Here is a 22,365-nt window from a genome sequence, read left to right on the forward strand (position 1 = left end):
ACACGCCGAACTCTGAACTGAGCCCATAGAGACCTGCGCATGTGAACTTCCATCTCAGCACCCACCATCAACACCGCCAGCCCGGCTGATGGCTGCTCAACGCCTAGCGAAGCACGTTGACGACGTCCTCAACCAGGTGGAATCGCACGCGTTCTTGTTCGAGCAGGACGTTCGGGCCGAACTCGCCGTCCACGAGGTTGTCGTAGACATCGGCTTCGTCCGGTGAGTGTGCCGAACGGCCGGTGGGTGGGCGCATCTTCCTTCACCCACTGCCCGCGGTGCTCCAGGAAAGTAGGCCGGTTCATCAGGATCGACTGCGTGAGCGCGAGGGTCCGGCGCAGCCGGTCAAGGATGGTGAAGCCGTGGGTGTCCACATCGCCCCAGAGGGCCAGGCGTACGTCGTTGGCCCTGTCCCCCGCACCGTGCTGCGTCGCTACGACTGCCCTCGCACCGCTTAACCGGGCCCATCCCCGAACGCAGAGACCCCCGCCGGAACGAGCCGACAGGGTCCTCATCAGTCACTGCCCACGCCACGGCGCGTTGGCCCCGACGAAACTCTGTACGGTGCGCGCGGTGTAGTCAGACTTCACCGCCCTCGTCCCACCCACATTCGGCACAACGAACGCCCGCATACATGTCGTCTCGGACGTGATCAACGGCGCTCCAGCCTTCCAACTTCGAACTTGGAGCTCCGCACCGGGGACAGCCAACGATGACGCCGAACCCATGGAAGTACCTGTACTCCAGCCCGGACTCCTCAACGGTCCGCTGCATCGTCTTCACGAGTTCTGCTTGGGAGTCCACACCTACGAGTTCCCGAGCGGCTCGATCGACATCACCGTCAACCAGGGAAACCCACATGATCGGCTCAAGGAGCGGCGGAAGCGGAGTGTCGTCGAGGACAACCGGGATGACGCGGACAGAGTCATCCCGCAGTCGCCGTGTGAGGGCGGCCTCCCACTCTGTGTTCACCCAAGGGGACTTCGAAGAGTTGGCGGACCAGAAGACCATGACGGTGTCTACGAGCCCCAGCGCCTCGTTGACCTTGCCGGGGATCCGATCCCCAGGTCGGATCTTCCATGAATCGAGCCAGACGTCCACGCCGAGCAACCGCAAGCGGGCGGCAAGTGGGGTCACTTGGGGCTTGTCGCGGTGGTTGTGAGAGATGAAGGCGTGCATGAACACAGCTTCCCATCGGGGGCTCCACCAGATAGGGAAAATCGTCAAACTGACGAGATCGCGCGTCTGGCTCCTTGACCGCACAGTCGGCCTCACCGTCCGGGACGTGAAGGAACGCGAGCTGGACACCACCCGGCAGGCCAACCGCTGCCGTAGTGCCAGTCCCCCGGCTCGGCCAGTCTGAAGCTGCCAGTGGGCCCCCAAGAGATCTCCGCACCAGCCTCATGCCACGCATCCCGCGAAACCCGGTCTCAAGCAGCGGCAGCCGCTGCACAATCAGGTTCATAGGGTTGCGCCGTTCGGGCATCACCCAGATCGAAGCACCCCTGAGAGCGGCTCCCGCGCGGAAGGTGTAGATGACGAGTGGCCCACAACGACGCCTACCACTGGCCGCCTGAGCTTTTGGATTTGCTGATCGAACTGGTGCCCCGGCTTAATCGGAGCAAAGAGGGGGTCCTTGGGTTCTTGCGGGGCGCTGGCGTCAGCGAAGACCTTCTCGCGCCCCATCGACACCAGCTCGCCGCGGACAAGTCAGCAGTCAGCAAGTACAAGATCGTTCGTGCCGTACTCAGCCGGATCAATGAACAGGGCGACGCAGGCTTGGGCGTTCGCAGGGAGATCCTCAAACGAACGATCGAATTCGAGGACTTCTCCACACTGTGGCCGGACGACCGTCTCCCGGCCCAGGGGCTACAAGCAAGCGTGCGACGACTCGTGAACGTCAAGGACTCATTCACGCGGATGAGCCAGGCGCATGATGAAGAGCGAGCAGCTCGCATCAAAGCACGCACAAGCGAGCTTGAGCGCCTTGCTCGACGGAAGGCAAGGTTTCAAGCACTCCGAGACCGACTCAACGATCTGTTCAACGAAGACAACCCAAAAAAGCGAGGCACCGCCCTGGAAGGCGTGCTGAACGACCTGTTCGCGACCGAAGGCATCTTGATCAGGGAATCCTTCACGCTGCGCAGCGAGGAGGGGCATCCCGTTGAACAGATCGACGGCGCCCTCGAAGTCGACGGATCCGCGTACCTCGTAGAGATCAAGTGGTGGGGTGAGCCTGTCGAGATCAACGCGATGAGCCGCCACCTGGTACGGGTGTACGGGCGCTCGGAAGTCCGCGCCCTATTCATCTCTGCATCTGGCTTCACCGGGCCGGCCATCGAAGAGAGCGAACGCGCACTGAACCAGCGAGTGATCGTCCTGGCCGAACTCCGGGAACTCGTTCTCCTGCTCGAACGGCAAGGTGATGTTGTGGCCTGGCTGCGCGAAAAGGTCCGCTTCGCGCAGCTCGAACGTCGCCCTCTCGCCGTGCTGGGCTCCGATTTCTGAACACCCTACGCGCCATCAGATCACTCAAGCGCACAGCGTCCACCCGGGCAGTCGTTGGCCCAATGCCGATGGCAAGGTGCTCCCCCCATACCGTCGCTGCACACAGGGAATCCGCTGCGCATCTGTCACGTCGGTGTCACGAGCCCCATGGATGCTTGCGTGCCACAGGGCTCCGACCTGGACTTACGCGGCCGCCCTGGACCAGCTGGACGCCCAGAGACGGTTTCTACGACATGTGCCATGTGGTACCCAGTGAGGGACCGAGGATCAGGACCGGGGCGTCTTCTGGCCCGTCAAAGCGGTATTGCAGGGTGTTCATCGGTGTCTCACTCACCCGCCCGACCCTCTCATCTGTCACGACAGCCCCTATGAGTGGGGTCCTGACTGTAGCTGTTTGACTAGGTGGAAGACTGTGATCCGAGCAGTGAACTGGCCGGTACGCGGGTCGACTCCGCCTGCCACCACGCTGGCGAAGTTCCCGGCCTGGGTGAAGAAACTCGGCGAACTCATTGCGGACTCCCTGTGGAGGGGCCGGCACGCGGGTCCTACGAGGTGGGAGCTGATGGCCAAAACTGGGCTGCCGCGCCCACGCTGGGGCTGAGCGGGCTCAGCCGCCGCTGGCGAGCTCCCGGGCCCGGGCCACGGCCTCGGGCGTCGCCGTGGCCAAGGAGCCGCTGTCGTACGGCGGCTGGGGGTCGTACGCGGTGAGGAGCTGCATGGCCCGGGCGGTGAGTTCGTCGCTCAGCAACGCGCACAGCCCCAGGGCCAGGTCCATACCGGCGGAGATCCCGGCTGAGGTGATGATCTTGTCATGCCAGACGACGCGTTCCGCGGTGTAGGTGGCGCCGAACGTCTCCAGGTCGTCCATCGCGAGCCAGTGGGTGGTCGCGGTCTGCCCCTTGAGCAGCCCCGCTGCCCCGAGGATGAGCGCCCCGGTACAGACCCAGGTGGTGAAGCGGGTCGTCTCGTGAATCCGCCACACCCAGTCGATGAACTCCGTGTTGTTGAGCATCAGTCGCGCCCCCGCACCGCCCGGGACGAGCAGCACGTCGCAGGACTCGACCTCCGTGTACCGGGTGGGCACGTCCACCCACATGGCGCCCAGCACGTCGACGATCCGCCCCGGTTCGGGCGCGACGAAGCGCACCTGGGCGTCGGGGACGTTCGCCAGGAGCTCGTACGGACCGATGGCGTCGAGCGGCTCGAAGAGCTTGAAAAGCTTGCGCCGATCCGGCCCGCGGCTGCGCGAAGCCTCGTACCCGGTCAGGCGGGTGCGGCGTCGTCGACGAGGCGGACACGGAAGTGGCCTTGTGGCGGCTCCACCGGTAGCCGCCCGGCTCCCAGATCCGTCAGGAGCGCGGTGGGATCGGTGCGGAGATCGACGGTGCAGGGTGAGCCGTCGAGTCGCGCGCGGAGGAGGCCGAGGTCGAGCTGGACGACGTCCGTCAGCCAGGGTACGGGCGGCGGGGCCTCCAGCAGGTGGTCTGCGAACGCGAACGCTTCCTCGGAGGCGAAGAGGCGCGGCGTGCACGAACGCGTGTAGCCACTTAGCAACTCGCCCATACCGACCGGTCCCAGCGTCAGGAACAGCAGCCGCATCGTGTACCGGAGGGTGCCCGTGAGCGCGCTGCCCCTGAACTCGGCGACCAAGTCCCGGAGCAGCCCGATCGCCGGGTCGGTCACCAGCTCCTGGGCCAGCGGTGTTCCGGGATCGCGGCCGACGGCCAGACTGCCGAGCGCGAGTTCCCAGTCGCATGGGGCGGTCGTCTCCTGTCTGGTTGGGTGCGGAATGTCGGCCGGAGGCGGCGGCGACAGCCGTGCAAGGGCGGTCTGCAGGGGCCACATCTCCCTCATCACCACGAGCAGTTCGCGGACGGCGCCCACATCGAGATCCGGTACGGCCGAGGGAGTCACCTCAAACAGGACCGCGCGCAGGGCCGGCAGCCGCGGCAGGATCCGGTCGGCGAGCGCGAGCAGATCGTCGTCGGGTAGCCCGGAATGGGAGTCCAGCCAGTACCCGCGGTACTCGGAACCGCCGGCCAGGTGCACCTCCCACACCCGGTCGAGGGGCAGGTCGGCCAGCAGATCGTCCACCCTGCCGCGGCCGTTGCGTTCGTTGGCCAGGACGTTGTGCAGGTCCAGGAGCAGACCGCAGCCGCTCTCCTCGGCGACCCGCCTGACGAACGCGCCGTCGGACAGGTCGCCGGGCCGCGGCCGGAGGTAGTTCGCGCCGATCTCCACGGCGAGGGGCACCGGAAGCGCATCGGCCATGGTGCGAATGGACCGGGCGGCGGCGTGGGCGCCCGCCTCCGTTTGGCAGGGCGGCAGCATGAATCCGGTGTGGAACCAACTCCTCCGGTCCGCCACCCGGTTGAAGGCGAGATGCTCACTGGCCCACGGCGCGTGCAGCCTCTCGGCCAGCTCACCGAAGAGGGCCGTGTGCCGTGGGTCGGGAAGGCAGGAGCCGCCGACCGGATTACCGACCCCGTGCAGCAGCCGCGCGCCGGGAAGGTCCGAAAGCCGTCCCAGCACGTCCTCGTCGACCGAGATCTCGCCCTCTCCGCGGACCCGCCACAGGCTCTGCGGTTCGATCTCGACGACGTCGAGCAGGTCGGCAACCTCGTGGAGGATGTGGTCGAGACCGGGTACGTAGGTGAGCCCCACCCCTAGTCTCGTCACGGCGGGCCCTGGGTCAGCGGGTCAACGGGACAGTGACCGCCGGCTGGACCTGGCCGTCCGGATCCACCACGAAGTCGCGGGCGATAGTGATGCGGAGGTCTCTCCCTGAGTGGCACGTGGGGCACCCCAGCTGCGTCATCACGTCCTTGATCACACCCTGCATCTTGTCCAGGTCGTTGGCCACGGACACCGGCACCGTGACGTTGACCGCCGCCAGCCACGGGTCCGGCACCGGTCCAGCCAGCGTGTTGTTCGGCATGGGAGTCTCCTTGTAGTCGAGTCCTGTCGTGTGCGGCCGCCCTCGGCGCTTGGAGGGCCGCTCCGCATCATGCAGGGATGCCCCGACACCTCACGAGGAGGCGCGCAGGTGCACCCGGGTGAGGGTGCCCCAGGGCCCCCGGACGTGGTGCGGCCAGGGCCCGTACCGCCTTTCCCGGCGGGCCTGACTAGTGACGGCAGTCCAGGGAAGAGCCTGCGCGCCGAACGGAGGCGGCACGGTGGACCTGCAAGGGCTGCGGCGGTGACACCGGCTAAGAAGAAAGCCCGCCGGGGCTGGCGGTGAGGACACTGCCGCGGATGGTCGTGTCGCCGCCGTCCGCCATGTCCGCCCACGACAGGAACACGCTGCCCGGATTGCCGGCGCCGAACACGGCGGAGGCACTCAGGTGGAAGCGGTTGCCGTCGGTACCGGAGCTGGCCTGGACCTTGGGGCCGATCTCGAGTTCGGTGTCCGAGCAGAGCTGTGCCACTACGGTGGTTCGGGTTGCGGAAACTGGTCGATCCGGGTTCATAGCTCCTACCTGCGCTTTCCTGCGGATGTTCCCAGCGCGGGGCGCCGGGTGGTGCTCTGTCTGCGGGTCCGCCGCTTCGCCTGCCTGGTCGCTTCGTGCGGGCGACGGACGTTCGTTGAGCAGGTGCCGGGATTGACTCGGAGGTACGGCCGGTGGACCGAGCGTCTGCGTTCGACGCTGGCGGCGCTCGGCCTCGCCCTGGCCGGCCGGGCGGGAGCTCGGATAGCTGGCGTCTTTGGAGTGTCCGTCAGCCGCAGCACGGTGCTGCGGCTTGTCGAGGCGCTGCCCGAACCGGATCTGCCAGCCCCGAGAGTGGTTGGCGTCGACGAGTACGCGACGCGCAAAGGGCGGCACTACGGCACGGTGCTGGTCGACGTCGAAACACGACGGCCGGTTGACCTGCTGCCAAACCGGGAGGCATCGAGCCTGGCCGCCTGGCTTGCCAAGAGGCCAGGCATCGAGATCGTCTGCCGGGACCGGGCCCCGTTCTTCGCCGAAGGCGCCAACGTCGGGGCACCTCAAGCGGTGCAGGTCGCGGACCGCTGGCACCTGTGGCACAACCTCAGTGAAGCCGCCGAACGGTGCGTCGCCGACCATCGGGAGTGCCTGCGAGGCACCGCACCCGAGCCGCCCAGGCAGGTCAGGGAACCGGAAGAGCCGGCCGACCCTACTGGCTCACCGTGGCCGACGGGCCACCGGTTCGCCGACAGAACCCGGTCCAACCATGCCGCTGTCCACGCTTTGCTGGCGGCCGGCCACAGCCGCCGCGCGATCCAACGCCAGCTCGGCATGACCTACCGCACGGTCAAACTCCTCGCCGACGCCACTACCCCGGAGGACCTCTTTCACGGCCAGTGGCAGGGCCGCCCTTCCGTTCTCGACGAGTACAGGCCCTACCTGGACGACCGCTGGAACCAGGGCTGCACCAACGCCTGGAAGGCATGGGAGGAGATCGTGCCTCTCGGCTACAAAGGCAGCTACCAGCGAGTTCGCGCCTATTTCCGCACCAAGCGCCTCTCAGCCGACCCGGTTACCGCACCCCAGCCCTCACCCCGCACTGTCGCCAGCTGGATCCTGCGCCACCCCGACTCCCTCTCCGAGGTCGAACAGCTCCGGCTCAAAGCCGTCCTGGCCCACTGCCCCGACCTGGAAGCCCTCACCGGACATGTCCGCTCCTTCGCCCAGATCCTCACCAAGCGACAGGGCCACCGGCTGCCCGAGTGGCTCGATGCCGTCCGCCAAGATGACCTGCCCGGTCTCCACACCCTCGCCGCGGGCATCGACCGCGACCGTGACGCCGTCGCCGCCGGCCTCACCCTGCCCTGGAGCTCCGGAGTCGTAGAAGGGCACGTCAACCGCATCAAGATGCTCAAGCGCCAGATGTTCGGCCGCGCCGGCTTCAACCTCCTCCGGAAGCGCGTTCTCTTCGCGTGATGAGCCCCAGGAGAAACTGCGAAGCGGGCTGAACCGCACCAGGCGAGAATGACGCGGTGTTGATCGTGAATGCCGTCCTGGAAACCCCAGACACCGTTGACTTCTCTTTCTGGCCGGTGGCTGACCTGCCTCCGTACCAGTTCATGGCTCTGTCGAGCAGTATGTCCCCGCTCGAAGTCGGCAGCGCGCTGGCCATGCTGGCTGACTACAACTCGCGGACAGGTGACGACGATCGCCCTTTGATGGACGCCAGTGAGACGATTCGCTGCCTGCTGGAGACAGACAAAGTCATCGCACCAGGAGGGCTGCGCGTCCACGACACCCCTACCAACGTCACCGTCCGGCCAGGATGTTGTTGTGGGCTGGAGGACTGGCGCGAGTGGCTCCACGTCGCAGACGGAGAGCCCCTGTGGCTCGGCCATGACCCTTCACCAAGGCTTGAGCATGCCAACGAGGTCGTGCAGCTGTGGCCGGACAGCGTAGACGCTCAAGGAACCCCTTCCGGGCAGCCCATCGAGATCGTGGTGGGTGACCTACCGGGGATCCTGCATACCGTGCAGGAGGGACTGCAAGGCTTTCTCTCTCTGACCAAGCAGTGGGCCACACGCCATGTTCCGACTCTCGCCGAGGACCTGGTAGCCAGACTCGACGAAGATCTGACCATCAGTGCACCACTGCCGGGTACCAGTGGCCAACACGCACCGTAACCGATCACGAAATCTGTGCCAGAGCCCGACTTTGAGCAGCACCGGCGGCAGGCGATGTTCGGATGTGGCCACCAGGCGAAGGGGCCCAAGTCGATACCCGATCTGCCCAGGACCACACCGGTCACGAGGGGTGTTCACATCATTGTGCGAATTTTCTGATGGTATATGCCTTTAACAGCCCCTTCTGATGATCTTGGGTCTAGCTTCGGGGCGGGTGTGCCGATGCGCACCACCACATCCCTCCCACGAAAGGGCAATCATGGCGACCGCCACCACTGACCCGATCAGCATCAAGTTGGACCAGATGTTCGCCGCCACCGACACCGACGGTGACGGCTACGTCGACTGGAGCGACTACCAGCGCCTCGTCGACCGCTACCTCACCGGCTACAAGATCGACAAGCGCGACCTCCGGGCACAGGCGCTGCTGATCTCGTACCAGATGCAGTGGGCAGAGCTGCTGCGCCACGCGGACGGCGACAACCGCCTCTCCAAGGAGCAGTACCACTTCGCCAGCCGCGCGGCGAGCGTGGACACCAGCCGCTTCAACATGGTCGAGGGCATCCCGCACGCCATCTTCGACATCATGGACACCGACGGCGACAACACCATCAGCAAGGCCGAGTTCCAGAAGTACCTGGACGTCTGGAACATGACCGATCCCGCCGCGATGGACGTGTTCGCGCAGCTGGACACCGACGGTGACGGAGCGATCAGCCGGCAGGAGTTCATCCGCGCGGTCAGGGAGTTCTTCTACTCCTCGGACCTGGACGCCCCAGGCAGTCTGTTCTTCGGACGCCTGTCCGTCTGACACGCGGGGTTGCCGCCTGGCACGGCAGCAGGATGACGGCCTGACCCTCGCCTGGCAGCCCTTACGCGCGTGGTACCGGTAGGCGGTCCGGGTCCGGAACCGTGGTTGGTGCTCCGGACCCGGACCGCTCTGGGCAGTAAGGGCATCGTCGTCCGAGCCCGGTCCGCAGGCCGCGTTCGATTGCGATACGGCTTCAGCGCCTCCCAACCCGAGGTTCTCACTCAGGTTTTGTGGCGCCGTCACGCTGAGTGCCCCGTGGGCTTGGGCAAATTCAGAGCAGTGGAGGGCGGGTGCTCGTATGATCTTGGGCGGGCTGGGGCTCGTAGCGCAGTGGTTGTCGCGCCTTCACCGCATGTGGGAGGACGCCGGTTCGAATCCGGCCGGCCCCATCCCACCCCGCCAGTATTTCGGTCATGCCAGCAGGACACGTTTCCGTAGGAGTTGGAAGCCTGCGTGGCCCAACATTTGGCGTTTGAGCATCTTGATCCTGTTGACATGTCCTTCGACGACTCCGGAGTTCCAGGGCAGAGTCAGGCCAGCGATGACAGCGTCGCGGTCCCGGTCGATGCCTGCGGCGAGCGTGTGGAGGCTGGGAAGGTCGTCTTTGCGAACGGCGTCGAGCCAGGCTGGCAGGCGCTCGCCCTGGCGCTCGGTGAGCATGACCGCGAAGGAGCGGACGTGCCGGGTGAGGGCGTCGAGTTCGGGACAGTGAGTGCGGACAGTCTTGAGCTGGACTTGCTCGGGCTCGGAGAGGGTCTCCGGGCGGCTGAGGATCCACCGGGAGACCGTCCGGGGCGAGGGTGGCCGGGCGGTCACCGGCCGCGGCGAGGTGCGCTTGTTGCGCAGATAGGCGCGGACGCGCTGGTAGCTGCCTTTGTAACCGAGCGGCACGATCTCCTCCCACAGTTTCCAGGCGTTGGTGCAGCCCTCGTTCCAGCGGTCGTCGAGGTAGGTCTTGTAGTCGTCGAGGACGGAGGGCCGGCTTTGCCACTGGCCGGTGAAGAGTTCTTCAGGCCGGGCTGCGTCGGCGAGTTTCTTGACGGTCCGCCAGGTCATGCCGAGTTGTCGCTGGATCGAGCGGTGGCTGTGCCCGGCCTTCACCAGTGCGTGGACGGCGGCGTGCCGGGCCCGGGTGCGGTCGGCGAACCGGTGCCCGGTAGGCCAGGGTGAACTGGACGACTCTTGTTTCGGGCCTGGCTCCGGCTCCGGTTCGGGGGCGGCAGGGACAAGGGCACGGAGGCAGCGGCGGTGCTGGGCGACGGCCCGTTCGGCGGCTTCGCTCAGGTTGTGCCAGAGGTGCCACCTGTCCGCGACCTGGACGGCCTGCGTGGCGCCGGCGGCGGCGCCCTCGGCGAAGAACGGTGCCCGGTCCCGGCAGACGACCTCAATGCCTGGCCGTTCGGCGAGCCAGGCCGCCAGGCTGGATGCCTCCCGGTCAGGCAGCAGGTCCACGGGGCGGCGGGTCTCGATGTCGACCAGGACGGTCCCGTAGTGGCGGCCCTTGCGAGTGGCGTACTCGTCGACGCCGACCACACGCGGGGCGGCCACCTCGGGCTCTGGAAGAGCGTCGACCAGCCGGAGCACCGTGCTGCGGCTGACGGACACGCCGAGAACGCGGGCGATGCGGGCCCCGGCCCGGCCCGCGAGGGCCCAGACCGACCGCGGCCAGGGTCGAGCGCAGCCGCTCGGTTTTCTGACCGTGTCGGCGTGTCAGGCCGGGTATCTGCTCGACGAAGGTACGGCGTGCGCAGCCCGAGTTCTCGCAGGCGAACCGACGGACCCTCAGCCGGAGAACAACACTTCGTCCACCGCTCGGAACATCAGCGGGAAAGCGCAGGTAAGAGCCATGAGCCGCGCCCAAGAACCGCTGAAGGCGCAGGGGGCAACAACATCTGACCGCACGGACGCACAACGCCGCGGCGAACTGCGCGCCGGACACTCGCGTCGGGCAGTGGCAAACGGATCTGGACACCCGTGTCCGGCAATGGGAAACGGACGCCCTGGCTCGCGACCGGCAGTGGCAGATGGATGCCCTGGTCCGCGGGATGGGTTACCTGACGGGGGGCACGCAGAACCGCAGCGTAGGCATCGGATTGATCACTTCGCTGATCGCGACCGGTAGCCTGCCGAATGGAGTTCGTCCCGCGATCGACAGCGTGCTGTGGAACCAGCTCGTCTATGTCACCCAACACGGGCAGATCGAGAAAGCACACGAACGGGACAACGCACAGCGGTTGCTCACTCTCGTTGAGGAGTCCTCATACAAGAATGATCCAACCTTCGATGAAATCCGCCGTAGCGTCCAGGGAGAGGAAGCCCGGGCCCAGCACCGTTTCGCTGCCGCACAGCAGAGGCTGCGAGAGGCTGCAGCCCCCCTCGCCGAGGGCACCGAGGCCGCGCCATTCGTCGCCGCACTCACCAACCTCGTCCAGGCCCAGGCCGACAGGCTGAAGGCGGACGGCGGCCACATCACCTCGCACAGATGGGCGAAGATCTTGGAGCGACACTTCCCCGCCGCACCGGCCGGATCCACAGAGTGAGTGACCTGACCGCAACGTGCCGCGCGGGCCCTTCGTCTCCCAGATTTCTTTTCACGGCCTGGGAAAGACCGGCCGTGGCTGCCGCGTCGCCGTCCTCAGCGCGCCCGGCCATGGAGCCACAAGGGGTCGGTCAGCAAGCTGACGGACCTCATGAACGGGACGTTTCTGCGACTTGGGCTCCGGTCGAAAAGGCTTGCCTTTGATCAGTTGGAGTGGTCCCGGATGAATCGGCTGTTCCGTTCGAGCGAAACTCTGTGCCCGACAGATGCATAGGTGCTTTGCCAGGGCATGACCGGCGTTAAGACGTCTTACGTTGCCCTCATGGCCACCCCGACCAACCCTGTACTCGGACCCCGGCGCGAGACGCGCCTCGCCTTGGTGATGAACGGCGGCGTAAGCCTCGCGGTGTGGATGGGAGGGGTCACCCATGAACTCGATCTCCTGTGCCGGGCGTCAAGCGGTGTCCCCGAGGAGTCCGTGGCCGACGTTGACCGGCCGGTGTTCCGGATCTGGCGATCAATTACCGAGTCCGCCGACACGAAAGTGCTGATCGACATCGTGGCGGGAACCTCGGCAGGCGGACTCAATGGCTTGATCTTGGCTACCGCCCTCGGCCGCGGAGCCGGGCTGCCCGATCTGCGTAGCGTGTGGGAGAAGTCTGCAGCGCTGGAGGGGCTGCTGGAGCCGAAGTCAGAGACGAGCGTGTTGAGCGGGGAGTCGTTCAGAGAGAAGATCGATGATGTCCTGCAACACATTGGTGAGCGCACGAACCTGATGGATCAGCGGCAGGAGGTCACACTGTTCGTGACCGCCACCGCGTTGGACGGTCGCTCGCGTTCGTACACTGACGGCTACCGGAATGCGTTCGACGTACGCGACCATCGCCGTCTTTACCGCTTCCAGTATCAGCCAGCTGCTGTGACCTACACCAAGCAAGGCAGGGACTGGGGATTCAGGACCGAGCCGCTGGACGACTTCGCAGCGGACAACACCCCGGCACTGGTGCTGGCGGCACGTGCGACTGCCGGCTTTCCCGTGGCGTTCTCACCAGTGAATGAAGAGCCGTTGGTCAGGCACCGCCAGCTTCCGAAGCCTGGGTACAACGACCCCGCCAGCTGTGTCATCGATGGTGGTGTCCTCGATAATGCGCCGTTCCAGCCCGTCTTGGAGGCGATCAACAAGCGCAGGCTGAACGCGCCGGTCGACCGAGTGGTGGTCTTCATCGTCCCGTCTGTGGGACGCCTCGGCGCGGAGAGCACCACCGGGAACAAGTGCGACGAAATCTCCTGGTCCAAAGTGTTGTTGAACGCGGTCCGGTACCCGCAGGAGGCTGATTTCCGGTCAAGCACTGAGGAGCTATGCACCCGCCTGGGTAACAGCATCCGCGACACCCAGCAGGACCTGTTCGCTCGCGCGAGCAAGCACCCGGACCTGGCGCAACAACTGCAGACTAGAGCGTTGGAACTGCTGCCGGACTTCCGCCTCAACCGGGCACGGGCCGTGCTCTACGACGTCCGCAAGAAGCTCGCCGATACCGAGACGGTGATTCCCCTAGCAACTACACCAGAGGCGGACATCAACCGCATTGAGGCAGTCTTGTTCGGGCTGCAGCAGGAGGTCAACGAGGAGGCCAACTGGGTGCCCGAGATGGCCGCGAGGGAACTCACCAATCCGTACGGCGGCGGCGCGTGGCATTGGGGGTTGCTCACCTGTGAACGAGCCCTTCAGTGCATGAGCAGCCATCTCCACCACCGCCTGGCCGAAGTCTCGTCGTCGACGCATCGACGGCAGGCGCTGATCAGCGGTGCCGAGGCCATCAGCGAGCTTACCCGCCAGGTGCTCGCCCTGTTTGATGCGGTCGACGCTCAACTACAGCTCCGCCATCCGCCGGGCTCCGACACCGCTGACGAGGTGGCTGCCCGCCTCTTGCAGGAGGTATTTGCGGATCTACGGGTCCCGGAGAAACTCGCCGATGTCGCAAGGACAGGTGGCGACAGGTATGTGACGGCGCTGGAAGAAGCCGATCTGCCGGGCTGGCGGCGGGCTGCAGACGTCGTCACCGCCTGTCTGACGGTGGAAGTGGTCACCCGGGCCTACGCTCCGCCGTCGAAGATGGTCGAACGACTGATGCCGGACTTCCGCCTCCTGCGGCTAGGCCCCGACGCCATCAGTCCCCTGTTCAACGAGGACCGGTTCGCCAGCATCGGTGACCGCAAGCTCTACGGTGTGCGCTTCCAGCACTTTGGAGCATTCCTCAGCTCCGCCTGGCGCAGGTCGGACTTCGCGTGGGGACGCATGGACGCTGCCCATCACCTACTGAGCCTCTTCCCCATGACCATGAAAGGGAAGCGGGCCAGGGAAAGAGAGCTGCACGACGCCATCCTACGAGCTGAAGCCCCCCAGGACGGCCCCCCTCCGCGGGAGTGGATGCGCGGTCACCTGGAACAGCTCAAGCAACCACAGGACAATGTGCTACTCAGGGAGATCGCAGCCACGAATTCGGGGGCGCAGGCGCTTCACGGCGTGATGGATGCCGCGCTCGCCTTGCTGCGGCTCCCTTGGTGGGCCCGGTGGCTGACCCGCAGCACCCGCCGTGCCGCGTGGCGCGCCTACCTCGACGACCCGAAGACCGTGCAGAAGGAGGCGGCGAAAGCAGTCCGGGCTACATTGCGCTCTGTGCTGCTGCTGGTCCTTGCTGTCGGAGCCGTGCTCGGCTTCATGGTCATTGGCGTGGTCGGCACTGCCATTGCCTTGCTAACCCGGGTCTGAACCGGCACCCCCCGTTACCTTCTTCGCGGCTCCGCAGTGGAGCCTCCGGCCTTCGGGTCCGGCATGACTTCCCCCTCCTGTTGTTGATGATCCGGGGGGTGGTGTCACCGGGTCCGAAGGCATCGACGGACCGCTGATGAGGGGCTTGAGCACCGGCTTCACCCGAGCTGGAAGAGCTCTCCGTAACGTGGATGTGGCAGCTCGGTGCCCTGGCAAGGCCGGACGAAAGCGTGATGGAGGGGCCTGCGCGTGATCGACACCGGCGACATCGACGTCTTCCTCGGCCTGGACGTCGGCAAGGGCGAACACCACGCCACCGCCGTCACCCCAGGCGGAAAGAAGGCGTTCGACAAGCGCCTGCCCAACACCGAACCCAAGCTCCGCGAGCTGTTCGCGAAACTGAAGGCCAAGCACGGAACGGTGTTGGTCGTCGTCGACCAGCCGGCCTCAATCGGGGGCCTGCCGCTGGCGGTCGCGAGGGACATGAGCTGCCCGGTCGCCTATCTCCCGGGACTGACGATGCGGCGGATCGCCGACCTCTATCCGGGTGAGGCGAAGACGGACGCGAAGGACGCGTTCATCATCGCGGACGCGGCCCGCGCGATGCCGCACACGCTGCGGGCGATCGAGGGCGAGGACGAGACGATCGCCGAGCTGGAGATGATCGTCGGGTTCGATGACGACCTGGCCGGCGAGGCCACCCGGGTCGCGAACCGGCTACACGGCCTGCTGACCCAGATCCATCCCTCGCTGGAACGGGTGCTGGGGCCGCGGTTGCAGCACCCAGCCGTTCTCACACTGCTGGAACGGTTCGGGTCACCGGCCCAGATACGCAAGGCCGGCCGACGGCGGCTGGTCACGCTGCTGCGGCCGAAGGCGCCGAGGATGGCCGAGCGGCTGGTCGAGGAGATCTTCGCCGCCTTGGACGAGCAGACGGTGACGGTCCCCGGAACTGAAGCGGCCGCGCTGATCGTCCCGAGCCTCGCCACATCCCTGACTGCCGTCCTCGACCAACGCAAGCTGTTGGCCGGGCGGATCGAGGAACTGCTGGAGGCCCACCCTCTTTCCAACGTCCTGACCTCGATGCCAGGAGTCGGTGTCAGGACCGGAGCCCGCATCCTGATCGAGGTCGGCGACGGCAGCACCTTCCCGACGGCCGGCCACCTCGCCGCCTACGCGGGTCTCGCCCCGGCGACCCGGAGCTCGGGGTCCTCGATCCGCGGAGAACAGCCTTCCCGGAGGGGAAACAAGCAGCTCAAACGAGCTTTCTTTCTCGCTGCGTTCGCCGCCCTGGGCGACCTGGTCTCGCGGGCCTACTACGACAAGAAGATCGCCCAGGGCAAACACCACACCCAGGCCCTGCTCTGCCTCGCCAGACGCCGGGCCGACGTCCTCTTCGCCATGCTCCGCGACGGCACCTTCTACGAACCCCAGCAATCGGGCTCAGCCGCCTGACCTACGGCTCCATGAGAAGGACGACTCGATCAGTCTCGACATCGAAGCCGAGGATCGGATGGCCATAGGCACCCTCCCCGTCCATCAGCACCGGTCTGCCCAACCGCCGACCGATCTCCCGGAGAAAGCCGCACAACACATCGAGTCGTTCCTGCCCCTGCAACTCCCGCAGATCGACGTCGAAGTCGACGACCCCGTCGTCAAGGAAGCGGAAGATCGCCAGCACGTCAGCAGTCGGCCAGACCCGCAGGTTCGGACACTCGGCATCCACCGGGCGGGACAGCACGACCTCCGCCCGGGGCACCGGAAGCACCGTCTCTCCCTCCGAGTACTGGCACTTCCAGCCCTTCTCCGCGACAAGATCAAGGACCGCCTGCCAGCCCTCCACCGAGACATCCGGGACACGCACGTCCGGCAGCGACCCCATCAAGTCCGGGTCGAAGAGAGAACTCACGTCATCCCACAGCAGATCAGACACCCCGCCATGCTGCCTGGCTCCCCTACCCCGACGCACCCTCGTTTCCCTTGACCAAAGACATAGGGGCACCCCCCCGGGACCGGTGCGTATCCACTCCCAGCACCACCTCCGCCGTAGGGCGACGACGACGGGTCTGCGGAGCAGGCGGCGTACTGGCCACGGTCGATCTGGGCATGCCCGTTCCTTCCGGTCCGATGGCGCGTCGCGTTGCCGGTACCGGGCCGCGTCGGGCGGTCAGCATCGTGAGGACGCCACAACAATCGGCAGGCCCCTATCGGGACACACCCCGCCGGCCCGGCACCGACAACGCACCATCCCCGACCACCGGCCGACACCGTGTGATCGAGACACATCGGTCAGAGAAATCATGAGTCAGACCATGGGCCCGGGACGGCACCCGCCCATCCTCCCGCCTCCATCTCACCACCACTCAGAACCGCTGGACATGCTCAATCCCCTTCACGCAACACCCCGAACCTGATCCCAGCCGAGCACAAACAGCACACGAAGGCGAGCGGCGCGATCAGGGGTCGCCAGCCGCAAGGGCGGCGCCCCGGGCTCCGACGTCGTCGGCTACCTCACCGATGGCCTCGGTCCGGGCGCTGTGCACCGGACCGTCGCCGGATTTTGCCTGGGCTTTGGCGCGACCACTGAGCACGGCCCACGCAGCAGCCTGCGCATCGATCGGGTCTTCGACGTCCCTAGCAGACGTCGGACTGTGCGGTCGGGCCGGTTCACCCCGCGCACCTGGACGTGCTGAGCCAGCAGATAGCGGGACAGGTCCACTCCGACAAGCTTGGTGAACATCCAGTACCCGGCGTCGTTGATGCGGGACAGCGCGAGGGCGCCCGCGCCCATCGCCAGGGCCACCAGCGAAGCTGACCGGTGGGCAGGTCGGCGCGGGACGTCAGCGATCGCGTTGCCGATGCCGCTGGGGACCAGAACCTTGCCGAAGACACCGCTGGTGCCGGCGACAAGGATCACCATGGCGACGGACGGCAGCGAAACAACGCCACCGAAGGGTTCGGCATCGTCGCCCCGCTGGCCGCCGAGGGCGAACGCCCCTCATGGGCCACGCTGCTACTGCTCGGCCTGATCGGCGGCGGTCCGACCTTCCTCGGCACCGTGGTCAGCCAGCACATCGTCAACGACACCGTGTCGATCGCCTTCCTGGGCCTGGCCGCGGGGTCGATCCTCCACGTGGTCATCGAACTGTTGGCCGTTGCCCGCAGGCCGCACTGAAGGTTCTGAACCACCTGGTGCGTCCTGCTGGGCCTCGTCCTCGGCTTCGCCACCGACGCCATCGTCACCGCCGCCGGGGGCCTGAAGCTCCCGCCCCATCTGCCCGCGAGAAGAGTCGCGGGCGGCTGACGTGCATGTTCCCGGTCAAGCTCTGTGCGCTGAGCTGGCAGTCGGCGAAGCCCGGCGTCCCGAAGGGATGCCGGGCCTGACCGAGGCGGGCCTCAGGCGGGGCGGATGTTCTCCGCCTGCGGGCCCTTCTGGCCCTGGGTGGCGTCGAACTCGACCTTCTGGCCCTCCTGCAGCTCACGGTAGCCCTGGCTGGCGATGTTGGAGTAGTGGGCGAAGACGTCGGGGCCGCCGCCCTCCTGCTCGATGAAGCCGAAGCCCTTCTCGCTGTTGAACCACTTCACAGTGCCCTTGGCCATGGCTGACTCCTTCGAGGGAAACCGGGCCCGCGCCCTGCGCGACCGGGAGGTGATCGCCCTGGTCCGGAGAGGCGCTGAACAGCAAGAACGCCCGTGAGGCGATCACGGGCGAACGGAACTTCGGAACCACGACTGCTGATCACAACGCTATAACGACGCGGCGGCAGCCGCTACCGATAACGCGCCAGCATCAGCACTCGGGATGTCGAGGTAAGCCCGGCACCTGGAAAGGTGTCGCCCGGTACTCCGGCAGCCGGATTCTTGATCAATGCCTGCAGCAAATGCAGTTCCGCCCTGTCCCTGCTCGACGCGGAGGGCGCCGAGTACACGGTGCGCCGCTTTCTGGAGCAGCCGCCGACCGCGGAAGAACTCGAGCATGTGCTGCAACGGCTCGCTCTGGAGCCCTGGGACATCACCCGCACCGGGGAACCAGCCGCAACTCGACTGGGCATGGCGTGCTGGGAACGAAACGCCGCACACCGCGACCGCTGGATCCAGGCCCTTACCGCCCACCCGACACTCATCCAGCGTCCGATCACCACCGCGGACGACGGAACAACGGTGCTGGGCAGATCGCCCGAAGCCGTACGGTCGGTTCTTGGCTGAGTTGCCCGGCCGACGGCTGCTCTTGGCAACGCTCGAAGCTTGCGACGAGCGCACCGAAGTGCTCAGCGGCCTACCTCACCGCGGGATGAGACCTTGTGGCATCGGCCGACCCCACCCGGGTCCCATTCAACCGCGCCGAGGTTGACACACCGCCCACCTGGACGACACAACGTTCACGGCCGTCGTCGCCGCGTACGGGTTCGGCTCGGCGATGGTCGGCTCGGTCGCTCCGATGGTCGCGCCGTTCCTCGCCCGCGGCCTGCTGCGCGGCGCCTGCATCGGCACCGAGGCCGCCTCGGCTGTGGTGATGTCGACCTGACCATCACCAGCCTCCTGCTGCTGATCTCCGGCGGCTGATCATCGTCGATGGGGAGCGCAAGGACAGGCCAGACCGTTCCCCGCTTTCCGCCTGGGCAGCCAGAGCCGAAGCCGATTGCTGAGTCCGCCGCACCCCCGCGCGCACGGCCGCATTTGCGGGCAAGTAAATTCGGTGAAGAAATAATGGCCACCCTGTTCGCATTCACCATTCCTCCATGGATGGTAATGCGCGTATTCGACCGGTGAGGCCCCTTCTCACAGTGTGCCACTGTACGCAAGTGAGGCAAAGAAACGACGCATTAACTGGCGCGTATCCACATGGACTCCTGGCATCGGTCCACTCCTTGGCATTGCGATCCCGTTCTTCGGCATTGCCAGCGCGTGCCGTCGTCAGGAGGAGTCATGCCCTTCTTCGCCAGGGCGTCCTGGCCAGGAGACCACCGCGACGAGCTCGCGGCCGGCGCGCTCGTCGCGGCGGTGATCGTCGTCCTCGGATACGCGTCGGGTATCGGCGCCCCCGCCGACCAGAGCGTGAACGTTGCCGCTCCTCCGGCCGCCGAGGCTCCCGCGTCGCCGTCCGACCGGAGCGGCTCCGGCCCCACCGGCACCGATCCCGACGGTTCGGGGGGCGGGACGTCGGACGGTTCCTGGACACTGCCCGTCGGTGACGTGCCCGCGGGCAGCGGCACGCAGGACACCGGCGGCGGTCATGCCGGGCACGGCAGCACGGGCAATCTTCCAGGCCACTCCGGCGGCCCGTCGTCCTCTCCCTCGCCCTCGTCGCTTCCCTCCTCACCCCCTTCCCCGGCTCCGTCGCCGTCTCCTTCGCAGTCCTGTGCGGACGGCGAAGTGCGTCTGGTGCAGCCGCTTCTCGATGGGGTGATCACTCCAGTGACCGGACTTCTGGACGGCTTCGGTGGTCTCACGGGCGGAAGCTCCCCGTCGCCCACCCCGTCCGCGGCCGCTGACTCAGCGGCCGTGTCGGCTGATTCGACGGGGATCTGCGTCGGCGTAGCGTCCGACCCGGCCCTGGTTGCGGAGCTGACGCGGTGAGAACTCGCGCTGTGGTGACAGCTGTGCTGGCTCTCTTGGCCCTACTGGTCAGCGCGCCCGCCGCGTCCGCCCACACCGAACTGGACTCCTCATCCCCGAAGGACGGCGCCCGGCTGTCTCACGCCCCCGGCACGGTGACGCTCACCTTCAGCGAGGCCGTGGACCTTCCCGACGTGCACGTGGCGGCGGACGGAAAGCCCTTGACCGTCGGGCGGCCGGCCACCGGGCAGCGGCGCGCGTCATCCGTCGTCGTGACCATCCCCAAGGCCACAGTCGAGGCCGGCCGCTCGACTCTGGATTGGCATGTCACTGACAAAGAGGACGGGCATCCGACCTCCGGCAGCCTGTCCTTCGCCATCGGTGCAGGTGCCTCCGACTCCGCGCCGGCAGCCGGGGGCGACGAGGCCGCTGCAGCGGCCCCCGCGCCTTCCGATGCCGTGCGCCAGGCATGGGTCGCCGTGCGCTGGGTGGACTATCTGGCGTTGGCCCTGTTCGTCGGCGGCCTCGGGTTTTTGGCGATGCTGTGGCCGCAGGGCTCCCAGGACGGCAGGACGCGCCGGATTCTGGCCGCGTCCTGGGCGGCCGGGCTCGTCGCCACACTGGCGGGCGCCGGACTGCAGGGCGCGTACGGCGCGATGGGCCCGCTGGGCGACGCGCTGAAGGTGTCCACGTACATGGACCTGCTGAACAGCGAGGTCGGTGTCGTACTCGCGTGCCGGGCGCTGATGTGGGTGCTGGCAGCCGTGGTGCTGGCCGCGCTGATGCAGGGCGGCCAGCGGGCGGCGCGGTCGCCGGGCTGGCGGGTCGGCGCGGCCGCCGTCAGCCTCGGCCTGCTGCGCACGACGGGCATGGCGGGCCACAACTCCGAGGGCAATCACCCGGGTTGGGGTGCTGTGGCCGATCTCGTCCATCTGCTCGGCGTCTCCCTGTGGCTGGGCGGCCTCGCCTTCCTGCTGTTCGGCGTGCTGCCACGGCGTCGGCCGGAGGAACTTTCGGCCGCCGTCTCCGGCTACTCCACGCTGGCCGGCGTCTGCGTCGCGGCGATCGCGGTGGCAGGAGCGGTGCTCGCCTGGCAGGTCGTCGGCTCGTTCAGCGCGCTCTTCGACACCGGTTACGGGCAGCTGCTGCTGATCAAACTCGCCGTGCTGGCCGCCGTGTTGCTGGGCGCCCAGCGCAGCCGGAGCTGGGTGCGCACCCGGCTCGACATCGCCGTTCTGCTGCGCGGCGACCGCGCCACCGTCCGGCCCTTCGTCTACTCGGTCGCGGCGGAGACGGGGCTCGTCCTCGTCGTCCTTGCCGCGACGAGTCTGCTGGTCACGTCCGCCCCCGGCCGCTGACCGGCGCCACCCCGTACCACCAGTTCCTTTCGAAGGAGAACCACCCCTATGAGCACTGACGACTCCGCATCCGCCGACGGCGCGCGGCGAGAGCGAGGGCACGGATCCCGCGCCCGGCGCGGCAACCGGGTACTGATGACGGCCGGTCTGGGCGCGGCCCTTGCTTCCGTGGGCTGCCTCGCGCTTCTCCAGACGACCAGCGGAGCCCCGGCTCCTGCCACCGCGCAGCCGGCCGCGCAGGCCCACTCGATGGCACAGCCGGCGGCGGCGCAGTCCAAGGCGGCCGATTACACCATCAAGATCACGAACTACAAGTTCGCCCAGCCGAAGCTGACCGTCAAGGTCGGCCAGACCGTGAAGTGGATCAACGAGGACTCCGCGCCGCACACGGTCACCACCACCAGCGGTCCGGCCAAGTTCGACTCCGGCACGCTGAACAAGGGCGACAGCTGGTCGTACACCTTCACCAAGGCCGGCACGTACAAGTACTACTGCGCCGTCCACCCGGACATGACGGCCTCCATCACCGTGGTCGCCGACAGCGGCGGCTCCACCGGCGGCAGCACGGGGGGTTCGACCGGCGGCTCCACGGGGGGTTCGACGGGCGGAACGAGCGGCGGCTCGACCGGAGGATCCGCGGGCGGCTCCACCGGCGGCAGCACGGGCGGATCGAGCTCCGGCGGCTCCAGCGGCGGCTCGACCGGCGGGAGCAGCGGCTCGGGCGGTGCGAGCGGTGGCGGCGGCACCGAGCAGTGCGTCAGCATCCAGCAGGTCCTGCTGCCGATCCTCCAGCACATCAACAAGGCCCACTTGGAGGAGTCCCCGGGCCAGCAAGTCCAGGACGCGCTCCAGCTCGACAGCTACATCAAGATGCACACCGTCTGGGTGGAGTCGATCCTCACCCCGGCCGTGAACGGCGCCGGCTCCGTCGGCGACGACACCCTCACCGTGCTCCTGCAGCACATCAACAAGGCGCATCTGGAGGAGTCCCTGGGCCAGCAGGTCTCGGACATCCTCAACCCGGACGCCTACGTGAAGATGCACACCGTCTGGGCCGAGCACATGCTCACCCCCACCGAGGACTACCTCACCAACTCCTGCTGAGCAGGGCGCGAAGCAAGGTGGCGGGGGGGCGCCCGGCCGGGCGGGGCGGCCCCCGGCTCGGCGACCTCGTAGGGGACGTACTCCACCGACGACTCCGGATGGCCCGCG

At 67.2% G+C, this 22,365-nt stretch carries 22 protein-coding genes, 1 tRNA gene and 2 pseudogenes; 13 read left to right on the forward strand and 12 right to left on the reverse strand.

Translation table 11 applies throughout. The features are described 5' to 3' along the window. Nucleotides 1-103: 103 nt before the first annotated feature. The 3 genes and pseudogenes from ACFWYS_RS41940 to ACFWYS_RS41950 form a co-directional block, all read right to left on the reverse strand. Nucleotides 104-256 (reverse strand): hypothetical protein, encoded by a 153-nt coding sequence (locus tag ACFWYS_RS41940; protein WP_384781471.1) that lies wholly within the window; start codon nt 254-256, stop codon nt 104-106. 52 nt (nt 257-308) lie between these two features. After that, nucleotides 309-515: pseudogene (locus ACFWYS_RS41945) on the reverse strand (Wadjet anti-phage system protein JetD domain-containing protein); the annotation flags it as partial. A 64-nt stretch (nt 516-579) separates the two neighbouring features. Beyond that, entirely contained in the window at nt 580-1,179 is a 600-nt protein-coding gene (locus tag ACFWYS_RS41950) for a toll/interleukin-1 receptor domain-containing protein (protein ID WP_384781435.1), read from the reverse strand. 363 nt (nt 1,180-1,542) lie between these two features. Between ACFWYS_RS41950 and ACFWYS_RS41955 the strand changes: the two genes are divergently transcribed. Continuing rightward, the gene (locus ACFWYS_RS41955; protein ID WP_384781437.1) at nt 1,543-2,508 is read left to right on the forward strand and encodes a restriction endonuclease; all 966 of its coding nucleotides are present in this window, start codon (nt 1,543-1,545) and stop codon (nt 2,506-2,508) included. A 232-nt stretch (nt 2,509-2,740) separates the two neighbouring features. On the opposite strand, the pseudogene ACFWYS_RS41960 reads toward ACFWYS_RS41955, so the two are convergent. From ACFWYS_RS41960 to ACFWYS_RS41980, 5 genes and pseudogenes are all read right to left on the reverse strand, one after another. Continuing rightward, nucleotides 2,741-2,842: pseudogene (locus tag ACFWYS_RS41960) on the reverse strand (3-oxoadipate enol-lactone hydrolase); the annotation flags it as partial. A gap of 273 nt (nt 2,843-3,115) precedes the next feature. Further along, nucleotides 3,116-3,775, reverse strand: coding sequence for a DJ-1/PfpI family protein (locus ACFWYS_RS41965; RefSeq protein WP_384781467.1), 660 nt, complete (start codon nt 3,773-3,775; stop codon nt 3,116-3,118). Further along, nucleotides 3,772-5,187: a DUF692 family multinuclear iron-containing protein gene (locus ACFWYS_RS41970; RefSeq protein ID WP_384781439.1), complete on the reverse strand. Its 1,416-nt coding sequence runs from the start codon at nt 5,185-5,187 to the stop codon at nt 3,772-3,774. Before ACFWYS_RS41970 ends, ACFWYS_RS41965 begins: the two co-directional genes overlap by 4 nt. Nucleotides 5,188-5,200: 13 nt before the next feature. Then, complete coding sequence (locus ACFWYS_RS41975) at nt 5,201-5,446, reverse strand: hypothetical protein (RefSeq protein ID WP_384781441.1); 246 nt, start codon at nt 5,444-5,446, stop codon at nt 5,201-5,203. Nucleotides 5,447-5,717: 271 nt separating this feature from the next. Continuing rightward, nucleotides 5,718-5,978, reverse strand: a complete 261-nt coding sequence (locus ACFWYS_RS41980) for a hypothetical protein (RefSeq protein ID WP_384781473.1) — start codon at nt 5,976-5,978, stop codon at nt 5,718-5,720. A 9-nt stretch (nt 5,979-5,987) separates the two neighbouring features. Between ACFWYS_RS41980 and ACFWYS_RS41985 the strand changes: the two genes are divergently transcribed. From ACFWYS_RS41985 to ACFWYS_RS42000, 4 genes are all read left to right on the forward strand, one after another. Next, a complete protein-coding gene (locus ACFWYS_RS41985) occupies nt 5,988-7,412 on the forward strand; it encodes an ISL3 family transposase (protein ID WP_384781469.1) in 1,425 nt (474 codons plus the stop codon). A 56-nt stretch (nt 7,413-7,468) separates the two neighbouring features. Further along, nucleotides 7,469-8,119, forward strand: a complete 651-nt coding sequence (locus tag ACFWYS_RS41990) for a hypothetical protein (protein ID WP_384781443.1) — start codon at nt 7,469-7,471, stop codon at nt 8,117-8,119. 259 nt (nt 8,120-8,378) lie between these two features. Then, entirely contained in the window at nt 8,379-8,930 is a 552-nt protein-coding gene (locus ACFWYS_RS41995) for an EF-hand domain-containing protein (protein WP_384781444.1), read from the forward strand. A 315-nt stretch (nt 8,931-9,245) separates the two neighbouring features. After that, nucleotides 9,246-9,319: transfer RNA gene (locus tag ACFWYS_RS42000), tRNA-Ala, on the forward strand. Nucleotides 9,320-9,341: 22 nt separating this feature from the next. On the opposite strand, the gene ACFWYS_RS42005 is transcribed toward ACFWYS_RS42000, so the two are convergent. Next, nucleotides 9,342-10,535 carry a transposase gene (locus ACFWYS_RS42005; protein ID WP_384781446.1) on the reverse strand — a complete coding sequence of 398 codons (1,194 nt, stop codon included), beginning with the start codon at nt 10,533-10,535 and terminating at the stop codon, nt 9,342-9,344. Nucleotides 10,536-10,954: 419 nt separating this feature from the next. Between ACFWYS_RS42005 and ACFWYS_RS42010 the strand changes: the two genes are divergently transcribed. The 3 genes from ACFWYS_RS42010 (at nt 10,955) to ACFWYS_RS42020 (ending at nt 15,694) form a co-directional block, all read left to right on the forward strand. Further along, a complete protein-coding gene (locus tag ACFWYS_RS42010; protein ID WP_384781448.1) occupies nt 10,955-11,470 on the forward strand; it encodes a hypothetical protein in 516 nt (171 codons plus the stop codon). 321 nt (nt 11,471-11,791) lie between these two features. Next, a complete protein-coding gene (locus tag ACFWYS_RS42015) occupies nt 11,792-14,239 on the forward strand; it encodes a DUF3376 domain-containing protein (protein ID WP_384781450.1) in 2,448 nt (815 codons plus the stop codon). 249 nt (nt 14,240-14,488) lie between these two features. Next, nucleotides 14,489-15,694: an IS110 family transposase gene (locus tag ACFWYS_RS42020; RefSeq protein ID WP_384781452.1), complete on the forward strand. Its 1,206-nt coding sequence runs from the start codon at nt 14,489-14,491 to the stop codon at nt 15,692-15,694. Between the two features lies 1 nt (nt 15,695). Here ACFWYS_RS42020 and ACFWYS_RS42025 read toward each other — a convergent pair whose 3' ends face one another. After that, nucleotides 15,696-16,172, reverse strand: a complete 477-nt coding sequence (locus ACFWYS_RS42025; RefSeq protein WP_384781454.1) for a hypothetical protein — start codon at nt 16,170-16,172, stop codon at nt 15,696-15,698. Between the two features lie 573 nt (nt 16,173-16,745). Beyond that, nucleotides 16,746-17,159 carry a hypothetical protein gene (locus ACFWYS_RS42030; RefSeq protein ID WP_384781456.1) on the reverse strand — a complete coding sequence of 138 codons (414 nt, stop codon included), beginning with the start codon at nt 17,157-17,159 and terminating at the stop codon, nt 16,746-16,748. On the opposite strand from ACFWYS_RS42030, the gene ACFWYS_RS42035 reads away from it, so the two are divergent. Continuing rightward, nucleotides 17,058-17,414 carry a hypothetical protein gene (locus ACFWYS_RS42035; RefSeq protein ID WP_384781475.1) on the forward strand — a complete coding sequence of 119 codons (357 nt, stop codon included), beginning with the start codon at nt 17,058-17,060 and terminating at the stop codon, nt 17,412-17,414. The two genes, ACFWYS_RS42030 and ACFWYS_RS42035, sit on opposite strands and share 102 nt — an antisense overlap. Before the next feature lie 221 nt (nt 17,415-17,635). Here the strand turns inward: ACFWYS_RS42035 and ACFWYS_RS42040 are convergent, their stop codons facing one another. Next, nucleotides 17,636-17,839 (reverse strand): cold-shock protein, encoded by a 204-nt coding sequence (locus ACFWYS_RS42040; RefSeq protein ID WP_384781458.1) that lies wholly within the window; start codon nt 17,837-17,839, stop codon nt 17,636-17,638. A gap of 261 nt (nt 17,840-18,100) precedes the next feature. On the opposite strand from ACFWYS_RS42040, the gene ACFWYS_RS42045 reads away from it, so the two are divergent. The 4 genes from ACFWYS_RS42045 to ACFWYS_RS42060 all read left to right on the forward strand — a co-directional run bounded on the left by ACFWYS_RS42045 (nt 18,101) and on the right by ACFWYS_RS42060 (nt 22,257). After that, on the forward strand, nt 18,101-18,445 hold the full coding sequence (locus tag ACFWYS_RS42045) for an ArsC/Spx/MgsR family protein (protein WP_384781460.1): 345 nt from the start codon (nt 18,101-18,103) through the stop codon (nt 18,443-18,445). Nucleotides 18,446-19,165: 720 nt separating this feature from the next. Continuing rightward, nucleotides 19,166-19,816, forward strand: coding sequence for a hypothetical protein (locus ACFWYS_RS42050; RefSeq protein WP_384781462.1), 651 nt, complete (start codon nt 19,166-19,168; stop codon nt 19,814-19,816). 23 nt (nt 19,817-19,839) lie between these two features. After that, on the forward strand, nt 19,840-21,153 hold the full coding sequence (locus tag ACFWYS_RS42055; protein WP_384781464.1) for a copper resistance protein CopC: 1,314 nt from the start codon (nt 19,840-19,842) through the stop codon (nt 21,151-21,153). A gap of 48 nt (nt 21,154-21,201) precedes the next feature. Next, nucleotides 21,202-22,257 (forward strand): plastocyanin/azurin family copper-binding protein, encoded by a 1,056-nt coding sequence (locus ACFWYS_RS42060; RefSeq protein WP_384781466.1) that lies wholly within the window; start codon nt 21,202-21,204, stop codon nt 22,255-22,257. The last annotated feature ends 108 nt before the right edge of the window (nt 22,258-22,365 follow it).

This window comes from Streptomyces sp. NPDC059010 (assembly GCF_042740355.1).
In the GTDB taxonomy this organism is placed as follows: domain Bacteria; phylum Actinomycetota; class Actinomycetes; order Streptomycetales; family Streptomycetaceae; genus Streptomyces.